Genomic DNA, 18,544 nt, shown 5'->3' on the forward strand with positions numbered 1-18,544 from the left:
ACTCGAGGCCTGACATTGAATTCGCAAATAATTTCACAACTACTTACCGAACAACTTCCTGAATGTGACATCAAGGTAGAGGGTGGTGACGGGAAATATCTGGTCACCGCCGTCGGCGACAGTTTTGACGGTCTGAACGCTGTCAAGCGGCAACAGAAAATCTACCGGATTCTCAACCAGCATATCACCAGCGGAGCTATTCACGCCGTAACCATGCGGCTGTTTACACAGAACGAATTCAATGCGCTTTCGTGACAGCGATTGATTTCATACGAGGGCTTCGATGGATAAGCTGATCATTAATGGCGGCATTTCTCTTAATGGGGAAATTCGCATCGCCGGTGCGAAAAACTCTGCCTTGCCGATTCTGGCTGCCTCGCTATTGACGCGAGAAACGGTAGAAATTCGCAATTTGCCACATCTGTATGACATAACCACGATGATTGAGTTGTTGGGCTGCATGGGCGTTGAGCCCATTGTCGATGAAAAGCTCAGCGTCGAAATAAACAGCAGCACAATCAAGAGCTTCAGTGCCCCGTATGAACTGGTCAAGACTATGCGGGCATCAATACTCGTGCTGGGGCCCTTGCTGGCCCACTATGGGCAGGCGGAGGTCGCACTCCCAGGCGGCTGTGCCATCGGCAGTCGCCCGGTCAATCTGCATATCAGTGCGCTTGAGGCTATGGGAGCACAGATAAAGGTAGAGGACGGTTACATAAAAGCTTCTGTAGACGGCAAATTGAAAGGAAGCCATATTTTCATGGATATGGTGACAGTTACGGGAACAGAGAATGTTCTGATGGCTGCAACGCTGGCCGAAGGACGAACCGTGATCGAGAATGCCGCTCGGGAACCTGAGGTAGTGGACCTGGCTAACTTCCTGGTGGAAATGGGCGCAAAAATAGAGGGCCAGGGTACCGATACCATTGTCATCGATGGGGTTCCTGCGCTGCATGGCTGCAGCTACGCGGTAATGCCGGACAGAATAGAGACCGGCACCTACCTGATTGCGGCGGCCGCCACGCGTGGTCGTGTCCGGGTTAAGGATACCCGCCCTGACATCCTGGAGGCAGTGCTTGCGAAACTGGAACAGGCCGGAGCTGATATCAAGGTTGGTAAGGATTGGATAGAACTGGATATGCATGGCAGACGCCCGAAGAGTGTTTCCTTAAGAACGGCGCCTTATCCTGCATTTCCAACCGATATGCAGGCCCAATTCACGGCTCTCAATGCAGTCGCCGAAGGCACGGGGTCTATCACTGAAACGGTATTTGAAAATCGCTTCATGCATGTACATGAAATGAATCGCATGGGAGCGTCAATCAGGGTAGAGGGCAATACGGTGATTGTCGATGGTGTCGAATCATTGAAAGGCGCACCAGTAATGGCAACTGACTTACGGGCGTCCGCCAGCCTTATCATCGCCGGTCTGGTGTCGCAAAACGAAACGGTGGTTGACCGTATTTATCACATTGATCGTGGCTACGAATGCATCGAGGAAAAACTGCAGCTGTTGGGTGCCAGGATCCGGCGGGTGCCGTCCTGACAGACCCGGGGCGCAAAGCAGATTATGAACGATCCTAAACTGGTAATAGCCCTGACCAAAGGGCGTATATTGCAGGAAGTCTTGCCCCTCTTCGAGAAAGCGGGAATAGTCCCTGCCGAAGATATTTTCAACAGTCGCAAGCTCATTTTTCCCACCAATCTGGAAAATGTCAGTCTGATGATCATTCGCGGTTCAGACGTCCCCACCTACGTAGAATTCGGCAGTGCGGATATGGGGGTAGTTGGAAAAGATCTGATACTTGAGTACGGCGGGGAAGGCTTTTATGAGCCTCTGGACCTGAAGCTGGCCAATTGTCGTCTGATGACCGCGGCGCCGGAGGGGCGCGACCTGGATGTCCTTTGGCGCTCCAGAAGCCGGCTGCGTGTGGCTACCAAATTCATCAATATCGCGCGGCGTTATTTCGCCGAGCAGGGACGTCAGATTGAGTTGATCAAGCTGAACGGCGCGTTGGAACTTGCTCCCTCTCTGGGGCTCGCAGATGCCATTGTGGATATTGTCGATAGCGGCAAGACTCTGAAAGCGAACGGGTTGGAAGCACTGGACCTGATCACGCATGTCAGTTCCCGGGTCATCGTGAATAAGGCCTCACTGAAAATCAAGAACGCGGCTATCCGCGAAATCCTCGGCAAGCTCAAGGCCGCCGTTGATTCCTGATTTCTTTTCGCTTTCCAGACCATTACCAGTAGGTTTTTACCGTAAAGGAAGTTAAGTAGATGCTTACCGAACAGCTTTCAATTCAAGTACTCGATTCAGCAGAGGCGGGTTTTACCGCTGCGCTTGATGCCGCTCTCAAGCGCGGCAACCTGGTTACCGCGGAAGTTGCCAGCACTGTAGCGGCGATAATAAAGGACGTTCGAGAGCGTGGTGATGCCGCGCTGGTCGACTACACCAACCGGTTTGATAAACGCCAGGCTGCCAGCATGGCTGATCTGACTGTCACCGCAGACCAGCTTCAGGCTGCTCTGGAAAGTAGCAGCCGAGATGATGCCCAGGCATTGCGCCACGCAGCAGATCGGATACGCAGCTACCATGAAAAACAGAAACAATCGTCCTGGCAGTACGAGGAAGCAGACGGCTCTGTGTATGGTCAGAAAATCACCCCGCTTACCAGCGCTGGTGTTTATGTTCCAGGCGGCAAAGCAAACTATCCTTCCTCCATGCTGATGCTGGCGATCCCCGCGCAGGTAGCGGGCGTTAATGAAATAATAGCCACCGTGCCTACCGAGTACCGGGAGGGTGACAGAGTACAGAACCTGGTATTTGCCGCAGCGGCACTGGCCGGCGTGGAGAAGGTGTTCAGCCTGGGTGGTGCCCAGGCGGTGGCTGCTCTGGCCTTTGGCACCGAGTCTGTTCCTCGTGTCGATAAAATCACCGGACCTGGAAACATTTACGTCACTGAAGCCAAGCGACAGGTCTTCGGCATAGTAGGAATCGATATGCTCGCCGGTCCGTCAGAGCTGACCGTGATCTGTGACGGCAGCACCGATCCAGATTGGATCGCAATGGACCTGTTCTCCCAGGCGGAGCACGATGAGCAGGCCCAGTCTATTCTTATCGCGACGGATGCTCAATACATCGATGCGGTAAAACGCAGCATCAGCAAACTGCTGCCGGGCATGGATCGCAGGGCTATCATTCGGACGTCACTGCAGGACCGTGGTGTGATTATAAAGGTCAGAGATTTGCGGGAAGCAGCCGAAGTCAGTAATCGGATCGCTCCGGAACACCTTGAGCTGTCGGTGCTGGATCCCGGACAGTTGCTGGACCGCATAGAGAATGCCGGAGCAATATTCCTCGGCAGCCATACTGCGGAGGCGCTCGGTGACTATTGTGCCGGCCCCAGTCATGTATTGCCTACTTCGGGGACGGCCAGGTTCTCCTCAGCACTGGGAGTCTATGACTTTCAGAAGCGCAGCTCGGTGATCAACTGCTCGGTCGCCGGAGCGGCCAGTATTGCTGGAACCGCCGCGACACTGGCCAGGCGTGAATCGCTGCAGGCGCACGCCCTGTCAGCAGAATATCGCCTTGGCGAAAAGAAGCCGTAGTCGTCGGGTCATGGGGTGAACACCATGGCCTGGCCAAAACCCAAAACGGTGGGCAGGTTGAGATAGCGCCCGTCACGGTATACCTGCACCACCACCGCGTCTCCGGGGCGTTTATTCTGAAATTCCAGGATGATGGTTTCCTCATCTACCACGGCAGTATTGCCCACGCGGGTAATTACATCACCGGGTAAGATCCCGGCCCTTTGGGCGGGCCCGCCGTCATCCACGTTTTCTACCAGCATGCCGCGAATATCCGGCACGCCGAAAAACAGCCCGCTGGTCTCTGCGTTTAAAACCTCTCCCGTCAATACGCCCAGATAGCCCGGGTTGTTGGCAATCGCCTCTGCCACCAACTCTTCCATAATAGTTATCGCGGTACTCACCGGCGTTGCAAATCCTATGCCCTCAAAGCGACCTGTCTCGGAAAAGATGGACGAATTGATCCCAACCAGATTTCCGTTTCTGTCGATCAAAGCTCCACCACTATTGCCGGGATTTATGGCGGCGTCAGTCTGAATCAGGTAGGAATCGGTATTTCCGGCCTGATTATCGATCCTGGCGCTGACGATGCCCTGGGACACAGACTGGCCTATGTTGCGGGGGTAGCCGATAGCGAACACCACGTCGCCCACGCTCAGCGTCGTGTCGTCTCCTCTTGGGATAGGCGTCAGGTCGTCCATGTTGATGTGTAGAACGGCAAGGTCATGGGTTTTATCGAATGCCACCAGGGTGGCCGGGGTGCTGCGGCCATCGGCAAGGGTGATGACTGACTCCGAGAGCCACTGACTGACGACATGGAAATTTGTCAGTACGAAGCCATCAGAATTGACAATAACTCCGGATCCAAGACTGCTGTCCTGTTCTCCGAAGTAAAAGGTAATCTGGTCCTCAGATATCTGTTCGACACTCTCGAGGACCGCGGGTATTGCGTGGATGCTGACCACTGCCGGCGCGGCCCGGCTGATCGCGTCTGAGAACGTCAGGTTCTGGGGCGGCGGGCTGTTGACAGTCTCCAGCAGCAGGCTAAGCTCGTTAAGCTTCTGCATCTGCTGGTATTGCATAACGGTAACCGCCAGCAGCACACCGGCAAGGACCGGCCAGCTGCTGAACTGGAGAATTTTTCTTAATTGTTCCATCATATTTTGATCTTGCATCCGGGGCCACAGCCTGTTGCTGATCCGCAATTTTAGGAGGTGCCTCTGCTTAACTGAGGCCCTCTACGCTTACAGCCAGGCTACGCAGCCTACCGTCAATATACCGTGTCATAGGAGTCGTTGTCATGCCAGCCACGTTAAATGCCATTGAATCGGAATTGGCCTCGGTACTCAGGCCGGAGCTATTCAACGATTATTGTCCCAACGGGTTGCAGGTGCAGGGGCGCAGCCAGATCAGCAGGCTGGTGAGTGGCGTCACCGCCTGTCAGGCATTGATAGACCGGGCCGTCACCGAGGGTGCAGATATGTTACTGGTCCATCATGGTTATTTCTGGAAAGGTGAGGACCCGACCGTAACGGGCATCAAGCGGGCTCGAATACAAACCCTGCTGGCAAATCAGATCAGCCTGTTCGCCTACCATCTTCCTCTGGACGTCCATCCGCAGCTGGGTAACAACGCGCAGCTCGGAAAGCTGTTAGGGTTCCAGGTAACAGGTGAATTTGCCTGCTACCAGGGTAAGAATATCGGGCTGTTGGGCAGCCTGGAAACGGCTTGTTCTGCGGATCAGTTGGCAGCCCTGGTGGAATCGCGTCTCCACCGCATGCCACTTGTTATTCAGGGGAAGGAGGCGGAGATCCGCAAGATCGCCTGGTGTACTGGTGCAGCCCAGAATTATATCGAAGAGGCGGTAGCCGCGGGGGCGGATGCCTTTGTTACAGGTGAGGTTTCAGAGCCTACGGTTCACATTGCCCGGGAGTCAGGCATCTGCTTCATCGCCGCGGGCCACCATGCCACAGAACGCTATGGTGTTCAGGCCCTGGGCCACTACCTGGCTGAGAAATTCCAGTTGCAGCACCAGTTCATCGATGTTGACAATCCCGTTTGAACCTGGGGAGACCGGTACCGGTTTCAGAGGATCCCGCTTTCCCGCAGCAGTTGGATTACCCGCTGCAGACATTCTTCTACCGACAGGCTGGCCGTATTCAGTTCCAGATTCGTATGTTCCGGCGGATCGTAGGGGAATGACAGGCCAGGCACATCGACAGAGTCGCTGTTGTCGGCCGCTGCATAGAGGCCGCTAGGGTCACGCTGAATACACACCTCCATGGGTGGGTTCAGGTAAATAATGAGGCAGTTGTCCTTGCCGATTACACTTAGCGCGTGTTCCCGCGAGTCACGATTAGGGGCGACAAAAGAGGCGCATCAGATCAATCCCGAATCGTTCAGGAATTTCGCGACATTGGCACTGCGCCGCAGGTTTTCCGCGCGCCCCTCGGCATCATGGGGGAGGTCCTTGCTGATGCCCAGCCGCATGGTTTTTCCGTCCAGTACCGTACTGACCCTGCCCATGTCGAACAACCTGCGTTCCAGGCCATGGGTGAGTGTGGATTTTCCTGAGCCTGAAACACCAATGAACATAACAGTTACCGGGCGCTGATCGTACCGTGATTGTTTTCATAGTCATCAAAGCAGACTTTTCGTTCCAGCGAAATTTCACAGAAGCCTATTTCGTTCAGCTCCAGCCCGGGTGCCGGATGCTGTGCCAGCGTGTTGACATCTACCTGGTGCCGGATCGAACAGTTTTGATCTTGATTGCCGCCTTGTCGTCAATGGGCATGTGTTCGTCATCAACCAGTATCTTCACGCCGTCCCTATTCACTACTGTTCTGGGTTTGGCGAAGTAGAGCGGTACAATGTCTAGATTGTTCAGATGGATGCACTGCCAGATATCCAGCTCCGTCCAGTTTGACAGAGGGAACACGCGGATGCTTTCGCCCTTGTTCACTTTGCAGTTGCAGATATTCCATAGCTCGGGGCGCTGATTTTTTGGGTCCCACTGGTGGTTCTTAACCTCGGAAGGAAAATATTAGCTCTTTGGCCCGTGATTTTTCTTCATCACGACGCCCGCCGCCAAAAGCGGCATCGAAGTGGTATTTATCCAGTGCCTGTCGGAGGCCCTGGGTCTTTATGATATCGGTATGTTTTTCGCTGCCATGAGTAAACGGGCCAACGCCGGCCGCGACTCCTTCCTGGTTAATGCGTACGAGCAGGCTGAGTCCCAGTTTTTCCATCTGGCGGTCTCTGAACTCAATCATTTCACGAAATTTCCACGTCGTATCCACATGCATGAACGGGAACGGTGGCTTGCCTGGATAAAACGCCTTCAGTGCTAGGTGTAACATTACCGAGGAGTCTTTTCCGACTGAGTAGAGCATCACCGGGTTGTTAAACTCTGCAGCGAATTCCCGGATTATATGAATACTCTCAGCTTCAAGTTGCTTGAGGTGTGTCAGGTTGTATTCGACCATCGTGCTTTACAGGTGCGGTCGAATATCGGTGGGAGTGGTCAGGAATTGCCTGAAGGCCGGAAGCGGGGTGGAGGCTGTTAGCCCCCACCGCCGGCCCTGGTTACTGTTTTTTTATCATTGAAACCTTAGTTAGCTCTGTTTTTTTTATCTTCGTCTTCGTCTTCGTCTTCGTCGCCAGCATCGTCATCCTTCTCGTCGTCTTCCTCATCCTCGTCAGTCTGACTTTCTGTCTCCAGCTCCAGGACTTCTTCGCCAGGGACTTCCTGATCAGCACCAGCAACCTTTGGATTTTCCTCTTCCTCTTCACTCTCCGATCCAGAGATCTCTTCTTCAGAAGCGGCTTCAGCGTCCTCGTCGTCATCAGCCGGCGCCAGGTTTTCAGCGGCGGTTTTCTCGGACTCGGCCTCATCGGAGTCAGAATCGGAAACTTCCTGATTGTCACCCTGACTGTCCTGCTCTTCCTGTTGGGATGATTCGCTGTCCTCCAGTTCCTCACTCAGCACAGGCTCGTCTTCTTCAACGCTGGTCTTTTCGATACCGAAATCTTCAGCCAACGCACCTTTCTGGTCGGGGCTCTGTTTGGTGGCATAGTCCTTGGGAGGATTGAAGCCAAGTGCACTGCTGCCTGAGCCCGCAGTATCGAACACCGCATCCGCCCCGGCCGGCAGTAATTTGTTGGCTACCTCAGAAGTACACAGGTCCTGTGCGCCCGTAGCCAGGTGTTGATAGACGTCCCGGTAACTTTGGGTCATTTGCTGAACCAGATCGGCAGTGACGTTAAAGTGATCGCTGACGTCGTCTTTGTATTGATCATGGCGCTCTTCGAGGCTCTTAACCTGCCCCTCCAGTTCCTTGATTCGTGTCGGGGTACCACTCAGGCGATTCGCGGACAAAGCACCAATGATTACGCCAAGGGCGAGACAGCCAATTCCAATTAACCAAAACATAAATTATGCAGCCTTTGAATAGATTAGTTTTTATAAGATTGTTGAGTATTTTGAATTATGCGGAGTCGGGTAGTATAACCGCATTGGCGGCATTTCGCCGTAAAAAGTTTTACTTTACAATCCCTGGATTCAGCCCTTTCGGCCGCTTTCGATCCTTCCGGACTTTAATGGCATCACAGCAACTCAAGTCACCCCGGCAGCGCTATCAGCGGGATCTCGATACGAAGGTGATTCAGCTGGACCGGGCGCAACTCGAAGCCGTAAAGCGACTGGACACTCTGCATCGGGACCTGCTGCTGTGGCGGGAAAGGATGCAGTCCGGGCCACTGGGCCGGATAGCGATGTTCCTCAACAGGGAAGATCCCAACCCGCCGCGTGGGCTTTATTTCTGGGGTGGCGTGGGGAGAGGGAAGACCTACCTGATGGATGTATTTTATGAGTCTTTACCATTCCCCAACAAGCTCCGCACTCATTTTCATCGCTTCATGCAGCGGGTTCACCATGAACTCAGCGGTCTGAAGGGGGAAAAAGATCCGCTGAAAAAAGTCGCAGGCCGTATCGCGGACGAGGCGTCGGTAGTCTGTTTTGACGAGTTTTTTGTTTCCGATATAGGGGATGCCATGATTCTGTCAGGGCTGCTTGAGGCTTTGTTTGAGCGCCACGTGGTGCTGATCACCACTTCCAATATTGAACCTGACAGGCTCTACGAGAATGGCTTGCAGCGTGCCAGGTTTCTGCCGGCGATCAAGCTGTTAAGTGAAAATCTGGAAACTTTTCACCTGGACGGAGGCACTGACTATCGGCTCCGTAACCTGGCCCGCGCCGAACTTTACCACTACCCCCTGAATGCCGAGGGTGACGCCGCGCTGCAACGTAATTTCGCCAATCTAGCACCGGATTACGCAGAGGCACAGGTTGATCAGGTCATTGAAATACTCGGACGGCCCATTGTCAGTCGCTATGTCTCGGACGACGTGGCCTGGTTCGACTTTGACCAGCTCTGTGGCGGTCCGAGAAGCGTGCACGACTATATCGAGCTCTCCCGAATTTACCATGCCGTGTTGCTGGGCAATGTGCCCCAGCTTGGTGATCAGCGGGGTGATCAGGCCCGGCGTTTTGTCAATCTGGTCGATGAGTTGTATGATCGGGGTGTGAAGCTGATTATGACGGCGGCTGTCCCATTGCCGGATCTGTATAATGGGACCGGTCTCAGGGCCGAGTTTGAGCGGACGGGTAGCCGCCTGCTTGAGATGCAGTCACACGACTACCTGGCCCGTCCGCATAGGCCGTGAAATTATTTTCCCGGTCTCTCGCGGTGGTTCCGGCGTTAATTCCTTTCGGGCCTGCCATGGCAGGATCAGCGTGACTCAGGCCAGGTATGAAAAAGTGACCGTGGGTGGAATTTTCTTGGGCAGGGCTATTGAAAGTTCACGAACGCTCCGGTAGTATTCGCGCTCCTTGTACAAAGGCTCCAGGACTTAGGCGTTAGACGATGAAGACTTTCAGTGCAAAACCCGGACAGGTAGAGCAAAACTGGCTGCTTATTGATGCAGACGGGTTGACTTTAGGCCGTATGGCGGCCGCGATTTCCACTCGCTTGCGGGGCAAGCACAAGGCTGAGTACACCGCCCACGTGGATACCGGTGACTTCGTCGTTGTGATCAATGCTGATAAGGTTCACGTGACCGGAAACAAGGTATCTGACAAGATGTACCACGCTCACTCCGGTTATCCGGGCGGCCTGAAGTCCCAATCTTTTGGAGAACTACAGCAACGAGTGCCGGAAAAAGCCATTAAGCTGGCTGTAAAAGGGATGTTACCGCGCACCCCACTGGGGCGTGCCATGTTCAAAAAACTTAAAGTGTATGCCGGGCCAGAGCATCCCCACAGTGCCCAGCAACCCCAACCTATCGAGATCTAACGAGGCATCAGGCGTTCTATGGCTGCGACTCAATACTACGGCACAGGTCGGCGCAAGACCTCTACTGCAAGGGTCTTCCTGAAGAACGGCTCTGGCATCATTACCGTCAACAAACGACCATTGGACGGCTTTTTTGGTCGGGAAGTGGCAAGGATGATTGTGCGTCAGCCTCTGGAACTGGTCGAAATGACTGAGAAGTTCGATGTTTACGTCACAGTTCGGGGCGGTGGCAGCTTTGGTCAGGCTGGTGCAATTCGACACGGCATTACCCGGGCTCTGATGGAATACGATGAGGAGCTGCGGCCAACCTTGCGCAAGGCCGGATTCGTCACCCGTGATGCACGCGCAGTGGAGCGGAAGAAAGTCGGTCTGCGTAAGGCCAGGAAGAAGCCTCAGTTTTCCAAGCGTTAAGCGTTTAAAGATTTTAAACCTGAATCTATTTTCAACGCCGGTCCTGCTCGCAGGATTCGGCGTTTTTTTATTTCTTTCAAGGCGTTAGGGTCTTTAGTTCGAGTCGGGAAGTGGCGCCGCCCAACAAAATCCACTTGAAAAAAAAGGCAAAATTAACTAACATGCTGCCGGTTTTGCTGGCCTCATCGCGGGCAGCCATAACCCGATTCCACACGTGAACACTTAAGTAGTTTGATCCAGACAGCGGCTCTCCTAAGTAACTGAAGGCTGCACCCCGGCTCAATGCTTGATTTTGAAATAGCTAGCTCTGATAGGAGATTTATAAGGTGACTGACGACAGTACTAATACTGGCCGCAGGCGTTTTTTAGTGGGCTCAACCTCTGCCGTAGGTGCAGTAGGTGTCGTGGGAGCCGCTGTACCGTTTGTCGGCTCCTGGAACCCGAGCGCCCGGGCGCGGGCAGCTGGTGCACCGGTACGTATAGATGTGAGCCGGCTCCAGGAAGGCGAAATTCTTGGGCCAATTCCTGCCTGGCGCGGACGACCAATCTTCGTGGTTAAACGCACCGAAGAGGCGCTCAGCGCGCTCACCACCATGGCCGACCGCCTGACAGACCCTGCCTCCGAGCAGCCCGAGCAGCCAGGCTATGCGCAGAATGAGTACCGCTCCCGTCGTCCCGAGATCCTGGTTCTGGTCGGCTTGTGCCCGCATTTGTTCTGCTCGCCCACGCCCCATATCGAATTGCAGCCGGAGCCTTTTGATGCCGATTGGAATGGCGGGTTCTTCTGCCCCTGTCATGGCTCCCGTTTCGATCTGGCCGGCCGCGTTTACAGTGGATCACCGGCTTCACGAAACATGGAAGTCCCTCCCTACTCCTATGAAAGTGACAATGTTCTCGTTGTCGGTATAGACGAGGAGAATCCGGCATGAGCGATATGAGCGAGACACAAAACGTCATGAATGAGACACCGACTGAATCCAGCAATACTGCCGGCCAGGGTAAACTGGTAACTGGTCTGATTGGGCTCAGGGACTGGGTTGACGCTCGTCTTCCCATAGTCAATGCCTGGGAGAAGCATCTAAGTAAATACCATGCTCCAAAGAATTTTAACTTCTGGTACTTCTTTGGCGTACTTTCGATGGTTGTTCTGGTTCTGCAGTTGCTGACCGGCATCTGGTTGACCATGAATTACACCGCCAGTGCAGAGGATGCCTTTGCTTCCGTCGAATACATCATGCGTGATGTCAATTTCGGCTGGCTGCTGCGCTACCTGCATTCCACCGGTGCCTCAGCGTTCTTTCTGGTGGTCTATCTGCATATGTTCCGCGGTCTCATGTATGGCTCCTACAAGAAGCCTCGTGAGCTCATCTGGATTTTCGGCATGGCCATCTACCTGGTGCTGGTGATGGAAGGCTTCATGGGTTACGTTCTGCCCTGGGGCCAGATGTCCTACTGGGGTGCCAATGTGATTGTGTCTCTGGTCGGTGCGATCCCCATTATCGGTGACGGCCTGCTGGTCTGGGTGCGAGGGGATTTCCTGATCTCCGATGCTACACTGAACCGCTTTTTTGCCCTCCATGTGGTTGCGCTTCCGATCGTTCTGCTGGCCCTGGTTGTGTTGCACATCCTGGCCCTGCACGAAGTCGGGTCAAATAATCCAGATGGTGTAGACATCAAGAAGAACAAGGGGCCGGATGGTGTACCTGTAGACAGCGTACCCTTTCACCCTTATTACACGATGTACCACGATCTGCCCGCGATCATTGTTTTCCTGTTTGTTTTCTGTTTCGTGGTGTTCTTCGCCCCGGAAATGGGGGGTTACTTCCTTGAGGTGGCCAACTTTCAGGAAGCCGATCCGCTGAAAACGCCGGAACATGTGCCCCCTGTCTGGTACTACACGCCTTTCTACTCCATGCTGAGAGCCGTCACCTATCCGCTATTCGGAATTGACGCGAAGTTCTGGGGACTCATTGTGATGTTCAGTGCCATCGCTATCCTGTTCGTGTTGCCGTGGTTGGACAAGAGCCCGGTCAATTCGATGCGGTACAAGGGCTGGTACAGCCGGGTTGCCCTGCTGCTGTTCATTGTGAGCTTCCTGATTCTCGGCGTATTGGGTACTCAGTCGGTGAGCCCGGGCAAGACACTGCTTGCGCAGATTATGACCGTGGTGTATTTCGGATACTTTTTCCTGATGCCGTGGTACACCCGCAAAGAGCGTACCTTTCCAGTGCCGGAAAGGGTCACCATGGGCCGCTGGATCACCTGGCCACAGTTGGCGATTACCCTTGCTCTTTTGATTGCCCTGGTATTCATACCGCTGAGAGCGGTGGCCGCCGAAGCGGGGAATCTGGCTCTGGAGCACGCGGAGGTGAATTTTGATGACAAGGATTCATTGCAGCGAGGCTGGAAGAACTACATGAATTACTGTGTAGGCTGTCACTCGCTGCAATATGCCCGTTATGAAAGAACGGCCAATGATCTCGAAGTGCCTCTGGATCTGGTTATGGAAAACCTGGTGTTCGACGACGCGGCTATCGGAGATCTTATGGAAAATGCCATGAGCATTGACGACGCGAAGGTATGGTTTGGTGCGGCGCCGCCAGATCTCACCCTGGTCGGCCGGGTACGCTCCGCAGACTGGCTCTACACTTACCTGAAATCGTTTTATAACGATGAGTCAAGGCCGCTGGGAACCAACAACACGATATTCGCGAACGTTGGTATGCCCAATGTTCTGCATGAACTGCAGGGGGATGTGGAGTGTGAGCTGCACGCTGATGATCATGGTGGCGAAGTCTGTGAATTGCACCATGTGGAAGGGACCGGCTCTCTGACAGAGGAAGAGTTCGATCAGGCGGTCAATGATATTGTTAACTTCCTGTATTACATAGGTGAACCCGTTAGAGAGCGGCGTAAGGATATTGGAATATGGGTCCTGCTGTTCCTCGCCGTGCTTTATGGTTTCATCTGGGCGACGGCCAGAGAGTTCAGCAAGGATTACCACTGACGGTTCATGGATAGAGGATAAATTATGGGAGTGGTAGCGAAACGGTCTTCTATGACCTTTTATTCCGATGGCAGGAGTCACTACAGTCATCGCGTGCGCATCGTGCTTTCGGAAAAAGGTGTTACCGTCGAAACAATCGACGTTGACCCGGACAAAAAGCCTGAAGACCTGACTACCCTGAACCCGTATAACAGTCTGCCTACGCTGGTGGACCGGGACCTGGTGCTCTACGAGCCCAACATTATGATGGAATACCTGGATGAGCGGTTTCCCCATCCGCCGCTCTTTCCTGTCTACCCGGTTGCCAGGGCGCAGAGTCGTCTGTGGATGTATCGGATCGGCAAAGACTGGTGTTCGTTGGTTGATACTCTGATGGCAGGGAAGGGCAGTGCCGCGGTACTGGAGAAGGCCCGGAAAGAATTGCGGGAGAGCCTGGTCTCTATCGCGCCTATTTTCGCGGAAAAGCCGTTCTTTATGAGCGACGAGTTCAGTATAGTGGATTGCTGTGTTACCCCGATTCTGTGGCGCCTGCCCGCAATGGGCATTGAGTTACCCAATACCAAAACAGTGAAACCATTGCTGGCGTATCGTGATCGACTGTTCGAACGGGATTCCATACTGGACAGCCTGTCTGAGCAGGAAAAGGAGATGGTTTAACTCAGTCAGGCGCCTGTGTCCGGGTATAATGCGCCGGCGAGGTTTTTCCGGTGGCAGAGCATGACTAGATCTGGGGTGTTGGCATGACAATGAGTTCGAGTCGCCCCTACCTGATGCGGGCTCTTTACGAGTGGATACTGGACAATAGCAGCACGCCGTACATTCTTGTTAACGCCCTTGGTGACGATGTTCAGGTGCCGAAGGAGCATGTCAAGGATGGCCAGATTATCCTCAACATATCTCCCACTGCAGTGCAGGCACTCCGCATTGACAACGACGCATTGGAATTCCGAGGCAGGTTTGCCGGGGTTCCGTTCCAGGTGTTTGTGCCCGTGGGGGCCGTGCTTGGCATTTATGCCAGGGAAAACGGCCAGGGGATGTTTTTCGAATTGAGCGAGAGTGAACCCCCGCCCCCGGGACCGGGGAAGTCCGCCGAAGCCCAGAGGCCCAAGCCCGGAAAGCCTTCTCTCCGGGTCGTCAAATAACCTTCAGCTCGCAGGAAAGGCTGACGACGGCCCGGTTCAGTTGATGTATTCGAACACCTTAACAACCCGGGTGACACCGGATATGTTCCTGGCCAGCGCCGCAGCATTGTCCCCCTGCTGCTGATTTACCAGTCCCATCAGAAACACTGAACCGTTTTTCGTAATTACCCGAACCTGAGACGACGGCACCGATTTGTCTGCCAGTAACTGCGCCCGTACCTTGGTGCTTATCCAGGCATCGTTGCTGCGCGCCAGCAGTCCTGTTTTCCCGATTATCTCCAGCTCATTATGAATGCGTTTGATCTTGGTGCTGGCCTCTGCAGCGATTTCGGTGGCACGCTGTTTCATCTGTTCCGACTGAACCTGACCAACAATCAACACCACGCCGTTGTGAGATACCACATCGAAGTTGGCGTTTTTGAATTCCGGCTCCTGAGATTTCATGTTCACGATTATTTTCGTTTCAATGGACTGGTCTTCAATCCGGGCGCCTGTGGTGCGTTTCCCAGGGTCCTCCTGAATACCCTCCGGTCCGGTAGTCTCGACCAGGATGGTGGTACACCCTGTAGCCATGGAGAAGGTCAAGAGGAGCAGAACCCGTTTCATAATGTGCATTATTCGTCACCTCCGAATAGCTGGATGTCTATGAGGTCGCAGAGGCAATGTAAAGCCAGTATATGAACCTCCTGAATTCTTGCTGTGGATTGCACGGGCACCCGGATTTCAAGATCGGTGCCTGCCAGGCAGCCGGCGATTTCGCCTCCGTCCCGACCGGTCATGGCGACAACCTTCATCTCCCGCTCATGGGCCGCGTGAATTGCCTGCACGACGTTTGCCGAGTTACCGCTGGTTGAAATGGCTAACAGCAGGTCGCCCTCCTTGCCAAGGGCGCGAACCTGCTTGGAAAAAATCTCATTAAAGTCATAGTCGTTGGCAATTGACGTCAATGTTGAGCTGTCGGTAGTGAGAGCCAGTGCCGGTAATCCAGGCCTCTCGATTTCGAATCGATTCAACAGTTCCGCCGCAAAGTGCTGGGCGTCCGCTGCCGAGCCGCCGTTCCCGCAGCTGAGTATTTTGTTGCCATCCAGTAATGCCTGCACGCAGATGATGCTGGCGTTACTTATCGCCGGTACGAGATATTCCAAGGCTTTCTGCTTGGCTTCTATACTGGCTTGAAAATGCTGCGCGACGCGCTTTTGTAAATCCACTACGTATTTTCCTTGAAAACCCATGGGTTAATTCCCCGGGAAACCGCTGACCAGGTTCCTCAGCGCTCTGCGGTGCCTTCAGACAAGTCCGCTGGGTTCGTTGCACTGTCTTGACAGGCCCGAGCATGCCGGCGGCAATGTGCCTTGCCAGCGGGTTCGTCTGAAGGTCAGAGCGTTTGGGTAATAAATCAGAAGTTCCCCAGTAATATCGGCCGCAGTCAGAACTTGTTTTATCTACTCCCTGATATCCGCCAGCTAAGTTGTCGGGTTCCCCGCTGTTTATCTGAATCCTCTCTGAACCCGACCGCTTACCAGGCGGCCTGGAAAGCGTCCTTAAGCCAGACAATCTCATAACCCTGAGCACCCTGACTGGCCGTGATCCCTACAATATCGAACCGGCATGGGCAGTTGGCAAAGCGGGAATGTTGCATGAGAAAGTGTCGGGCACACAAGATAATCCTTTGTTGCTTCTGTTTCGTGACTGTTTCGATGGCACTGCCGTGAGAGTCACCCTGTCTCAGCTTCACCTCGATAAAGACCAGGGTTTCACCATCCATGGCGATGAGGTCGATTTCCCCCTGGCGACACTGGTAGTTGCTCTCCACAGGCTTCAGACCGTGACGGGCGAGATGTCTGGCGGCGAGTTTTTCGCCACTGTTGCCTGCAGTGCGGCGCAGGTGGTGAGGGATTTTCACAGGCTCTTCCGTGAGCGAGGTCAGTGGTACATTGGCATTGTTCAGTTCGTTACCAGAGACCCGGTATCTTCCAGTCGCACCGTTCGGCCGTCGATAAAAACAGCGGTCTGCGGGATACGCTCTATGGCGCCAGTCTCTTTCATGGATAACAGTCCGGTGGCGCCCCGGAAATTAATCAATTCGCCCTGTGCCAGCTGATCAAGTCGGGCATACAGGCGGAAACTGTCCACTCCCAGGGCACGGAGTCGCTGCAAAGCACCCTGTGCTGGTCGCAGGCTCTGGGCGATAGTGGCCCTGAGAGGCCATTGTTCCAGCAGCCAGGGGATGTCGGTAAAAATGATCCCGTTCAGGTCACGATTGACCAATTCGTTGCCGCTGCCATCGTTGATTGACGGCACGGCGTAGACGGGGACATCCTCTGCAAAATAGAACGCCAGTGTCGGTTTGATCTGTCTGCCTTGTCTGGCGTTGGCCATCAGGAAAATAAAGTCGATATCCCCACGCCTGACCGGAATAAACTCAATCTCCTCTCTTGGCAGTAGCGCGCGAATTCGTGCAGCCCGAGCCTCGCTGTCATCAATGGCAAGCAAGCCCTTGACGGTGTCTGCATAGTCGCCTTCGCTGGAGTAGTTGACCGCGGAGACAACGCTGCCACCCAGAGATTCCCAGGTGCGGGTGAAGGCCTGTTGGAGGCGCGAGTAGTCGGCGTCGTCGGGAGCGATAACCGCTGCATTGCGAAAACCGGCCTGCCAGGCCCTGTTCGCCGCCTGCCGGATTTCATCTTCCAAGGCCAGGCCGAACTGGTAGAAGAACTCTGAATTGCGCGATTCTAAGTCAGTGTAGTTGAGTGCCAGTGTCGGTACCGGCAACGAGGGCAGGTTGTTTAACTGCCTGACAAGCTCTTTGTTCAGAGGCCCGATTATCAGATCTGCACCAGAATCGACTGCTCTCTGATACAACTCTCGTATCTCAGCGACGCCACTGGTATCGAATACGGTGATTTGCGGAACGTTGCCGTCAGACTCCATGGCCTCATAATACGCTGACAGAAAGCCGTCCTGCACAGCCCGGCCGATCGGCTCCTGAACCGGCAGCAACAGGGCGAGGTGCTTTGGTCGGCGATCCCAGACCGCAGCGAGGCGCTGCAGCGCCGTGGGCGGCATGGAGGCGGCGCTGTGACGATTCCAGACGGACTGCCAGCGTTCCAGAGCTGCCTGCTGTGCCGGGATACTGTATTCCTCGCTGTGCATCGCGCGGGCCAGTTCTATCCAGCCGCGGAGCTGGTAGGAGTCAGCCTGTTCCGCAAGCTGTGTCAGTTCCTGCTCCGAGACGCGTTGCAGGCCCTGCCAGAGCAGATCATGGGATTTCTGTCTGTCGGCAGGCAGGCCATAGCCTCCGGATTCCGAGAGGATCAGCACTGACTCAGCATAACGGCGGGCCGCAAGCAGGGCCTCTGCGCGCCGTTGATTGACCTGTTGTTGCAGTGCAGGCCGCTGCGTCAGTGCCCTCAGCAGATCTTCGTCCAGCCAGTTGAGGGCGGCTTCCGGCTCATCGGAGGCCAGTGCCAGATCGGCCTGCAGAATTGACAGCCGGATACGCAGACGGTTATCGCGGACATTTTCCTGAGAAATTGCAGCGACGACCTGAGCGGCCCGTGCCGGCTGCTGGTCCTGGAGCAGCAGTTCGGCGGCAGTAATTCGGTACTCGCTGGCCAGCGGTTCCCGGCTGCTTTCGGCGAGCTGAAGAAACTCATCGATGCTGCGGGGTTCGCGCTGCTCCACAATCTGCGGAATGGGGGCGGGGGGGGCCGCCACGTTGCAGGCAACCAGCAAAGCCATGGTGATGAAGTGGCAAAGCAGGTGACTGATGCCGGGTCTGGGGATATTCATGCTGTTAAGCTTCAGGATTGCAGTTTGGTATTGAGGCGGTGATACCAGTGACGAAAGACTAATACAGAAGCTTTGCTACAGCAACAAATCAGCAGAAATACCACTGGACGGTGTTGTCGTATCAAGACGCGCTTTGATGAGTGATAATGGCTGCCTGCAGCTTAGGGGCTGCTCACACAGATTTGATTGGCGCTTTTTTAGGCACAACGGCGACAATCAAAACTGTGTGAACAGGCCCCGGGGAACCT

18 protein-coding genes and 2 pseudogenes are annotated in these 18,544 nt (G+C 54.5%); 12 read left to right on the forward strand and 8 right to left on the reverse strand.

All coding sequences use genetic code 11. The features are described from left to right. The first annotated feature begins 15 nt into the window (after positions 1-15). From R3F50_13695 to hisD, 4 genes are read left to right on the forward strand one after another with little or no spacing between them, the layout of a single operon-like run. Positions 16-255 carry a BolA/IbaG family iron-sulfur metabolism protein gene (locus R3F50_13695; GenBank protein MEZ5491357.1) on the forward strand — a complete coding sequence of 80 codons (240 nt, stop codon included), beginning with the start codon at positions 16-18 and terminating at the stop codon, positions 253-255. Between the two features lie 28 nt (positions 256-283). Beyond that, the gene (murA, locus tag R3F50_13700; protein ID MEZ5491358.1) at positions 284-1,546 is read left to right on the forward strand and encodes a UDP-N-acetylglucosamine 1-carboxyvinyltransferase; all 1,263 of its coding nucleotides are present in this window, start codon (positions 284-286) and stop codon (positions 1,544-1,546) included. Between the two features lie 24 nt (positions 1,547-1,570). Continuing rightward, positions 1,571-2,221, forward strand: coding sequence for an ATP phosphoribosyltransferase (gene hisG / locus R3F50_13705; protein ID MEZ5491359.1), 651 nt, complete (start codon positions 1,571-1,573; stop codon positions 2,219-2,221). A gap of 59 nt (positions 2,222-2,280) precedes the next feature. After that, positions 2,281-3,612, forward strand: a complete 1,332-nt coding sequence (hisD, locus tag R3F50_13710) for a histidinol dehydrogenase (protein MEZ5491360.1) — start codon at positions 2,281-2,283, stop codon at positions 3,610-3,612. Between the two features lie 8 nt (positions 3,613-3,620). Here hisD and R3F50_13715 read toward each other — a convergent pair whose 3' ends face one another. Next, positions 3,621-4,766 (reverse strand): trypsin-like peptidase domain-containing protein, encoded by a 1,146-nt coding sequence (locus R3F50_13715; protein ID MEZ5491361.1) that lies wholly within the window; start codon positions 4,764-4,766, stop codon positions 3,621-3,623. A 125-nt stretch (positions 4,767-4,891) separates the two neighbouring features. On the opposite strand from R3F50_13715, the gene R3F50_13720 reads away from it, so the two are divergent. Beyond that, positions 4,892-5,653, forward strand: a complete 762-nt coding sequence (locus tag R3F50_13720) for a Nif3-like dinuclear metal center hexameric protein (protein MEZ5491362.1) — start codon at positions 4,892-4,894, stop codon at positions 5,651-5,653. A 23-nt stretch (positions 5,654-5,676) separates the two neighbouring features. Here the strand turns inward: R3F50_13720 and R3F50_13725 are convergent. From R3F50_13725 to R3F50_13735, 3 genes and pseudogenes are all read right to left on the reverse strand, one after another. After that, a pseudogene (locus R3F50_13725) lies at positions 5,677-6,186 on the reverse strand (adenylyl-sulfate kinase). Between the two features lie 154 nt (positions 6,187-6,340). Further along, positions 6,341-7,076 (reverse strand): annotated as a pseudogene (gene cysD / locus R3F50_13730) (sulfate adenylyltransferase subunit CysD). A gap of 125 nt (positions 7,077-7,201) precedes the next feature. Next, a complete protein-coding gene (locus R3F50_13735; protein MEZ5491363.1) occupies positions 7,202-8,023 on the reverse strand; it encodes a DUF1043 family protein in 822 nt (273 codons plus the stop codon). 167 nt (positions 8,024-8,190) lie between these two features. Here R3F50_13735 and zapE point away from each other — a divergent pair, with 167 nt between their 5' ends. The 7 genes from zapE (at position 8,191) to R3F50_13770 (ending at position 14,504) form a co-directional block, all read left to right on the forward strand. After that, positions 8,191-9,315: a cell division protein ZapE gene (gene zapE / locus R3F50_13740; GenBank protein ID MEZ5491364.1), complete on the forward strand. Its 1,125-nt coding sequence runs from the start codon at positions 8,191-8,193 to the stop codon at positions 9,313-9,315. A 200-nt stretch (positions 9,316-9,515) separates the two neighbouring features. Further along, entirely contained in the window at positions 9,516-9,944 is a 429-nt protein-coding gene (gene rplM / locus R3F50_13745) for a 50S ribosomal protein L13 (GenBank protein MEZ5491365.1), read from the forward strand. A gap of 18 nt (positions 9,945-9,962) precedes the next feature. Then, the gene (rpsI, locus tag R3F50_13750; protein ID MEZ5491366.1) at positions 9,963-10,355 is read left to right on the forward strand and encodes a 30S ribosomal protein S9; all 393 of its coding nucleotides are present in this window, start codon (positions 9,963-9,965) and stop codon (positions 10,353-10,355) included. Positions 10,356-10,681: 326 nt separating this feature from the next. Continuing rightward, positions 10,682-11,284 (forward strand): ubiquinol-cytochrome c reductase iron-sulfur subunit, encoded by a 603-nt coding sequence (petA, locus tag R3F50_13755; GenBank protein MEZ5491367.1) that lies wholly within the window; start codon positions 10,682-10,684, stop codon positions 11,282-11,284. A gap of 26 nt (positions 11,285-11,310) precedes the next feature. Next, positions 11,311-13,362, forward strand: coding sequence for a cytochrome b N-terminal domain-containing protein (locus R3F50_13760; protein ID MEZ5491368.1), 2,052 nt, complete (start codon positions 11,311-11,313; stop codon positions 13,360-13,362). Between the two features lie 24 nt (positions 13,363-13,386). Continuing rightward, a complete protein-coding gene (locus R3F50_13765) occupies positions 13,387-14,019 on the forward strand; it encodes a glutathione S-transferase N-terminal domain-containing protein (protein ID MEZ5491369.1) in 633 nt (210 codons plus the stop codon). 89 nt (positions 14,020-14,108) lie between these two features. Beyond that, positions 14,109-14,504: a ClpXP protease specificity-enhancing factor gene (locus R3F50_13770; GenBank protein ID MEZ5491370.1), complete on the forward strand. Its 396-nt coding sequence runs from the start codon at positions 14,109-14,111 to the stop codon at positions 14,502-14,504. 36 nt (positions 14,505-14,540) lie between these two features. Here the strand turns inward: R3F50_13770 and R3F50_13775 are convergent, their stop codons facing one another. The 4 genes from R3F50_13775 to R3F50_13790 form a co-directional block, all read right to left on the reverse strand. Beyond that, the gene (locus tag R3F50_13775) at positions 14,541-15,119 is read right to left on the reverse strand and encodes a BON domain-containing protein (GenBank protein ID MEZ5491371.1); all 579 of its coding nucleotides are present in this window, start codon (positions 15,117-15,119) and stop codon (positions 14,541-14,543) included. Next, positions 15,119-15,712, reverse strand: a complete 594-nt coding sequence (locus tag R3F50_13780) for a phosphoheptose isomerase (GenBank protein MEZ5491372.1) — start codon at positions 15,710-15,712, stop codon at positions 15,119-15,121. The genes R3F50_13775 and R3F50_13780 overlap by 1 nt, the downstream gene beginning before the upstream one ends. A 308-nt stretch (positions 15,713-16,020) precedes the next feature. Then, positions 16,021-16,407 carry a YraN family protein gene (locus R3F50_13785; protein MEZ5491373.1) on the reverse strand — a complete coding sequence of 129 codons (387 nt, stop codon included), beginning with the start codon at positions 16,405-16,407 and terminating at the stop codon, positions 16,021-16,023. 41 nt (positions 16,408-16,448) lie between these two features. Further along, positions 16,449-18,296: a penicillin-binding protein activator gene (locus R3F50_13790; GenBank protein MEZ5491374.1), complete on the reverse strand. Its 1,848-nt coding sequence runs from the start codon at positions 18,294-18,296 to the stop codon at positions 16,449-16,451. Positions 18,297-18,544 lie beyond the last annotated feature (248 nt).

Source organism: Gammaproteobacteria bacterium (assembly GCA_041395725.1).
In the GTDB taxonomy this organism is placed as follows: domain Bacteria; phylum Pseudomonadota; class Gammaproteobacteria; order Pseudomonadales; family Pseudohongiellaceae; genus NORP240.

What these genes read in the sequence shown, in the direction of transcription:
- murA (MEZ5491358.1), top strand. Translation starts at nt 284, where the DNA reads ATGGATAAGCTGATCATTAATGGCGGCATTTCTCTTAATGGGGAAATT.
- hisG (MEZ5491359.1), top strand. Translation starts at nt 1,571, where the DNA reads ATGAACGATCCTAAACTGGTAATAGCCCTGACCAAAGGGCGTATATTG.
- hisD (MEZ5491360.1), top strand. Translation starts at nt 2,281, where the DNA reads ATGCTTACCGAACAGCTTTCAATTCAAGTACTCGATTCAGCAGAGGCG.
- R3F50_13715 (MEZ5491361.1), bottom strand. Translation starts at nt 4,766, where the DNA reads ATGCAAGATCAAAATATGATGGAACAATTAAGAAAAATTCTCCAGTTC.
- R3F50_13720 (MEZ5491362.1), top strand. Translation starts at nt 4,892, where the DNA reads ATGCCAGCCACGTTAAATGCCATTGAATCGGAATTGGCCTCGGTACTC.
- R3F50_13735 (MEZ5491363.1), bottom strand. Translation starts at nt 8,023, where the DNA reads ATGTTTTGGTTAATTGGAATTGGCTGTCTCGCCCTTGGCGTAATCATT.
- zapE (MEZ5491364.1), top strand. Translation starts at nt 8,191, where the DNA reads ATGGCATCACAGCAACTCAAGTCACCCCGGCAGCGCTATCAGCGGGAT.
- rplM (MEZ5491365.1), top strand. Translation starts at nt 9,516, where the DNA reads ATGAAGACTTTCAGTGCAAAACCCGGACAGGTAGAGCAAAACTGGCTG.
- rpsI (MEZ5491366.1), top strand. Translation starts at nt 9,963, where the DNA reads ATGGCTGCGACTCAATACTACGGCACAGGTCGGCGCAAGACCTCTACT.
- R3F50_13760 (MEZ5491368.1), top strand. Translation starts at nt 11,311, where the DNA reads ATGAATGAGACACCGACTGAATCCAGCAATACTGCCGGCCAGGGTAAA.
- R3F50_13765 (MEZ5491369.1), top strand. Translation starts at nt 13,387, where the DNA reads ATGGGAGTGGTAGCGAAACGGTCTTCTATGACCTTTTATTCCGATGGC.
- R3F50_13770 (MEZ5491370.1), top strand. Translation starts at nt 14,109, where the DNA reads ATGAGTTCGAGTCGCCCCTACCTGATGCGGGCTCTTTACGAGTGGATA.
- R3F50_13775 (MEZ5491371.1), bottom strand. Translation starts at nt 15,119, where the DNA reads ATGCACATTATGAAACGGGTTCTGCTCCTCTTGACCTTCTCCATGGCT.
- R3F50_13790 (MEZ5491374.1), bottom strand. Translation starts at nt 18,296, where the DNA reads ATGAATATCCCCAGACCCGGCATCAGTCACCTGCTTTGCCACTTCATC.